Annotated in this window: 7 protein-coding genes; 6 read left to right on the top strand and 1 reads right to left on the bottom strand. The window is 71.1% G+C overall.

Features of this window, described 5'->3' with window-relative positions; genetic code table 11:
* The first annotated feature begins 68 nt into the window (after positions 1-68).
* The 6 genes from ABZ281_RS37720 (at position 69) to tgmC (ending at position 4,481) form a co-directional block, all read left to right on the top strand.
* The gene (locus ABZ281_RS37720; protein ID WP_356662541.1) at positions 69-1,250 is read left to right on the top strand and encodes a helix-turn-helix transcriptional regulator; all 1,182 of its coding nucleotides are present in this window, start codon (positions 69-71) and stop codon (positions 1,248-1,250) included.
* A gap of 289 nt (positions 1,251-1,539) precedes the next feature.
* On the top strand, positions 1,540-1,866 hold the full coding sequence (locus ABZ281_RS37715) for a hypothetical protein (RefSeq protein ID WP_356662540.1): 327 nt from the start codon (positions 1,540-1,542) through the stop codon (positions 1,864-1,866).
* Positions 1,863-2,024: a hypothetical protein gene (locus ABZ281_RS37710; RefSeq protein ID WP_356662539.1), complete on the top strand. Its 162-nt coding sequence runs from the start codon at positions 1,863-1,865 to the stop codon at positions 2,022-2,024. Before ABZ281_RS37715 ends, ABZ281_RS37710 begins: the two co-directional genes overlap by 4 nt.
* A gap of 95 nt (positions 2,025-2,119) precedes the next feature.
* Complete coding sequence (gene tgmA / locus ABZ281_RS37705; RefSeq protein WP_356662538.1) at positions 2,120-2,413, top strand: putative ATP-grasp-modified RiPP; 294 nt, start codon at positions 2,120-2,122, stop codon at positions 2,411-2,413.
* Positions 2,410-3,357 (top strand): ATP-grasp ribosomal peptide maturase, encoded by a 948-nt coding sequence (gene tgmB, locus ABZ281_RS37700; protein ID WP_356662537.1) that lies wholly within the window; start codon positions 2,410-2,412, stop codon positions 3,355-3,357. The genes tgmA and tgmB overlap by 4 nt, the downstream gene beginning before the upstream one ends.
* The gene (tgmC, locus tag ABZ281_RS37695; RefSeq protein ID WP_356662536.1) at positions 3,354-4,481 is read left to right on the top strand and encodes an ATP-grasp peptide maturase system methyltransferase; all 1,128 of its coding nucleotides are present in this window, start codon (positions 3,354-3,356) and stop codon (positions 4,479-4,481) included. Before tgmB ends, tgmC begins: the two co-directional genes overlap by 4 nt.
* Before the next feature lie 13 nt (positions 4,482-4,494).
* On the opposite strand, the gene ABZ281_RS37690 is transcribed toward tgmC, so the two are convergent.
* On the bottom strand, positions 4,495-4,713 hold the full coding sequence (locus ABZ281_RS37690) for a helix-turn-helix transcriptional regulator (protein WP_356662535.1): 219 nt from the start codon (positions 4,711-4,713) through the stop codon (positions 4,495-4,497).
* Between the last annotated feature and the right edge of the window lie 274 nt (positions 4,714-4,987).

Genomic DNA, 4,987 nt, shown 5'->3' with positions numbered 1-4,987 from the left:
GGCAAGCCGGTATCCGTGGCGTGACGCCGCGGCTACCGTTCGGAGTGGACGCACCGAACGGAGCCAGTATGCCCAGCCCCAGCACGCGGGAGGTAGGCCGGCGCATCGCCACGATCCGCCGCGCCCGCCGGATGACTCAGGCCGAACTTGCCCGCGCCGCCTTCGTATCCCTCTCCACCGTGAAGGCCATCGAACGCGGCGCCCGCGCGCCCAGCGACGACTCCCTCGACTCGATCGCCGCCGCGCTCACCATCGACCCGAGCCACATCGTGACCGGCAGCACCCGCACGGACAGCCGCGTCCACGCCGCCATCCCTGCCATCTCCGCGGCGATCGCGGCCTACGACATCCCCATCGACGCGGCCCCTCGCTCGCCGCACGAACTCGACGAGGCAACCGGCACCCTGGTGGAGTGGCGGCTCGGCGCCCAGTACGCCCGCATCGCCGAGCGCGCACCGCAGCTCCTCGCCGACACCCTCGCAGCGCTACACCACACCACGGGCGCCGACCGGCTCCGCGCCGCCCACCAGCTCGCGGTCGCCGCGCGCTCCGCTGACGCCGTCGCCTACAAGTACGGCCACCGCGATCTGTCCGCCCGGCTCGTCGAGCTGATGCGCTGGGCTGCCGAGCAGACCGAGGACCGCATCGCCCAGGCGACGGCCGCCTACGTCCGCACCGAGACGTTCTTCGCCGCCCGAGCGCACGCGCAGGGCCTCGCCGCCTTGGAGCGGGCCATCGACGCCAGCCCCAGCCCTCTCGGCCGGGCGGCAACCGCCGCGCGAGGAGCGCTGCACATGCGAGCCGCCGTCATCGCCGGGCGGGCTGGCGACGCCAACGCCGCGACCCTGCACCTCGCCGACGCTCGGCGCCTGGGCGACACCCTCACCGAGGACGCCTACGACGGCACGGCGTTCGGCCCGGATTCCGTACGGGCCCATGAGGTCTCCGTGGCGGTGAGTCTGGGCCAAGACCATGTGCACCGTGCCCTGGACGTGGCGGAGGAGTGGACGCCCCCAGAATCTCTGCCAGCCGAGCGGCAGTCGGGGTTCTGGATCGAGCTGGCCCGCGCCCAGGTCTGGGCCGGGCACCCGGATGATGCCTTCGAGTCGCTGAAGGTCGCTCGGCACATCGCACCGCAGCACACCCGCGAGCACCCGTGGGCCCGCGAGGCCGCTGCGACGGTCCGCCGGCTGAAGCGGGCAGACGCCGAGTCGCTGACGAGCTTCGCCGACTGGATCGGCGCCATCTGAGGGGATACACGCTGTATCCCTTGCGCTCCTTGTAGCGGCACATCATCTGTCCGTAACCACCGGACGGGCAGATGGGAACCGCGATGAGCAGCCACGCAGAGCCGCCAGTCCGGGTGCAGGGCTCCGTGAGCATCGCCCGCCTCCACGGGCGCGCTTGCTGGTACTGCGGCGCCGTCAGCCGCACCCTGCGCCCGGCAGGACGCGCACAGCGGGGCACCGGCCGCATGTGGAACATCGTCTCCTGCGGATGCCACAAGGCCGCAGTACAGGGTGCCGGGAGTGACAGCTGATGCCGGCCGTGGACACTGCGGACGTCGGGCCGCTCGCCCTGCTTCCACTGCCCAGTGCGTCCGCCCTGCCGGAGACGCAACGACGCGGCGCGGCCTGCGTCTGGTGTCAGACCCGGCTCACGATCGAGACGGCGGTCGACCTCGGTGAGCGGTCCGGGCCGGGCGGCGTGAAGATCTTCCCTCGCGGATGCCCTGACTGCGTTCGCGCTGCGGCGCTTCGCACGTACGGCGTGCACGCCGACACCTGTGAGCAGTGCGTCGACAACCCCATCCTGTGCGATACCCGGCGTGCTCTGCGCCGCCTCGCGCTGGAGGTGCGCCGATGATCCTCGCCGAGAAGCCCGATCAGGCCGCCCTGTGGGATCACTGCCTCTCGTGCCCGACCTGCCGGGCCACCGACGACAACGGCGCGAACCTCAACCTCCCCTGTGAGACCGCCGCTCGCCTCACCGCAGAGTTCCGGCAGGCGCGACGCAGCACCTGACCGACCCCCAGACTCCCGCCCCGGGCCGCCACACCTTGGACGGTCCGGCCCGGGGCGGGTCCACACGCTCCACTACGACGACATGAGGGAGAGGTATGTTCGTCCACTCCGATCGCCTGCCCACCAGCCCCGCCATCCCGCAGGGCCTCGTCACCGCCCGCCCGTGGGGACTCGGCCGCATGGCGCCCTACCCCATCATGGCCCCGACCTACGCCCGCGCCGAACTGGACCCGGCCACGCAGACCGCCCGCTTCTACGACGACGCCGGCCACGCCCTGGAGATGGGCAAGCACGGCACCTCCACCGGCACGAGCCCCACGACGGGGACGAGCCCGGATGGTGACCCCTCGTCCCCCGACTCCGACACGGGAAGCGACAGCGACCAGTGACTGATCCACGTCCGGTGCTGGTCGTCACCAGCCTGCACGACCCCACCGCCGACGTGGTGATCAGCGAGCTGCACGACCGGGATGTCCCGGTCGTGCGGCTCGACTCGGGGGACTTCCCCGCCACGTTGTCGGTGGAGGCCGAGATCACCGAGCACGGCTTAGGTGGCCGTCTCGTCACGCCCTCCCGCACGGCCGACCTGGCCAACGTCCGGTCCATGTACTACCGGCGCCCGACCGGCTTCGCTTTCCCGCACCTCGACGTGCAGGACTCCCGGTTCGCCGTCACCCAGGCCCGCTACGGGCTCGGCGGGGTGCTGGCGTCGCTGCCCGGCTGCCTCTACGTCAACCACCCGCACCGCATCGGCGACGCCGAGTTCAAACCGGCCGGGCTGGCCATGGCCGTCGACGCCGGGTTCCTGGTGCCGCCCACCCTCATCACCTCCAGCCCCGACGCCGCCCGCGAGTTCATCAAGGCGCACGACTCGGTCATCTACAAACCGCTGAGCACCCCGGTATACCGAGTCGACGGCGTCTCGTCCGCCATCAGAGTCGCCGAGGTGACCGCAGACGACGTCGACGACGACGTCGCCGGGACCGCTCACCTTTTCCAAGAGCGCGTCCCGAAAGTCGCCGACGTGCGGGTGACCGTCATCGGCGGGGACGTGTTCTGCGTCCGCATCGGCTCCGACCTCCTCGACTGGCGCACCGACTACAGCCGACTCACCTACACCCCCGTGGAAGCGCCGCCCGGCATCCGGCCGGCGCTCCACCGCTACATGAACCGCTTCAAGCTGGTCTTCGGAGCTTTCGACTTCGCAGTCGGCGAGGACGGCCGATGGTGGTTTCTGGAGTGCAACCCCTCCGGCCAGTGGCACTGGCTGGAGACCGAGACCGGCCTGCCCATGTGCGCAGCCCTCACAGACCTCTTGGAGAGGACATCGTGACCACCGACCAGGCCCAGCTGCACCAGCAGCTCATCGACAGGATGATGATCGGCGGCAGCCTGCGCACCGAGCCGTGGAGGCGCGCCGCCGCGGCGGTCCCCCGGCACGAGTTCCTGCGCGGCGGGTACTTCCGGCGTGTGGCCGGGCCGCAGTTCCACTCGGCGTGGGAGCCGGTGCATGCAGGCGACCCGGACTGGCTCGACGGCTGCTACGCCGACGAGAGCCTCGTGACCCAGATCGCCGGCACCATCGTCCCCGAGGACATCCGCGGCCCGATCACGCGTGAGCCGACGAGCTCCAGCACCCTGCCGTCGCTCGTGCTGCGCATGCTGGAGGACCTCCAGGTCGAGGACGGACACAAGGTGCTGGAGATCGGCACCGGCACCGGCTACTCGACCGCCCTGCTCTGCGCCCGCCTCGGCGACGAGTTCGTCACCTCGATCGAGTACGACCCGTGGGTGGCTTCTCAGGCCCGGGCGGCTCTCGGCCATCTTGAGATGTACCCGACGCTCGTCACCGGCGACGGGCTTCTCGGCGACGGCGCGGGCGCACCCTACGACCGGGTCATCGCCACCTGCGGCGTACGGACCGTGCCGGCGGCCTGGGTGGAACAGACCCGGCCCGGCGGCCTGATCCTGGCGACGGTCGGCGGATGGCTCGGATCCTCCGAACTCGCACGCCTCACGGTCCACCAGGACGGCACAGCGTCCGGTTCGCTGCTGGGCGGCGGGGTCAACTTCATGCTCGCCCGCCCGCACACCCCGCCGCCCCTGGGCCTGCTGCCCGACCTGGAGGACGGCAAGGAGCGCGAGACCGCCGTCGGTGCGGACGTGCTGAACAACTGGGGCGCACGCTTCGTCGCCCAGCTCGCCGTGCCAAATGCCCAACGCCTGACGCTGGAGCGGGACGGCCGCACCGAGGACGTCCTGGTCGACGTCGACACCGGGTCATGGGCCGCCGTGTACTCGGAGGGCGGCGGCCGGTGGCTCGTCCGGCAGGGCGGCCCGGAGCCCCTGTGGGACGCCGTGGAGGAGCGGTTCGGCCAGTGGTGCGCGGCCGGGGCCCCGGCGGTCGAGGAGTTCACCATCTCCGTCGGCCCGGAGGGCCAGAGCATCGGCTGGTGACCGACGGAGCTCCTCAGCGGACGAGGTCGGCGAGCGGAATGCGCAGGGCATCGGCGATGAGGAGCAGCTCGTTGAGGCTCGGCGCGCGTTGAGCGGTCTCGTACCGGTGGATCGTCTTGTGGTCGAGGCCGACCCGCTCCCCTAACTGCACCTGCGAGAGGTCGGCGCGGCGCCGGATCACTCGGATGCGGTCCCCGATGACCCGGCGGCGGGCGAATACCCAGTCGGGCATGGGGTCGAGAGGCACCCGATAAAGCTGTAACGATCATGGCGACATGTCTTTACCCAGCTGGGTAAATATCGCGAGCTCGCTGGGGAAGATGTGCATTAGGTACATGCCACCCCCCAGTGCATGCGCCCACTCCGGCATGTCCGGAGTGGGCAGGATGACGCGCGGGTGTGCCTGTGTCCGCCTGCGGCCGGTCATCCTTCGCTCTGACCCAGTCAGTGCAGACCGCCCCACCCCCTGCACGGGGTGGGGCGGTTACGTTTATACGAACGACCCC

This window comes from Streptomyces sp. NPDC006265, assembly GCF_040613555.1.
In the GTDB taxonomy this organism is placed as follows: Bacteria; Actinomycetota; Actinomycetes; order Streptomycetales; family Streptomycetaceae; genus Streptomyces.
The sequence above is the reverse complement of the archived record's forward strand: the minus strand, read 5'-3'. Positions and strand labels throughout refer to the sequence as shown.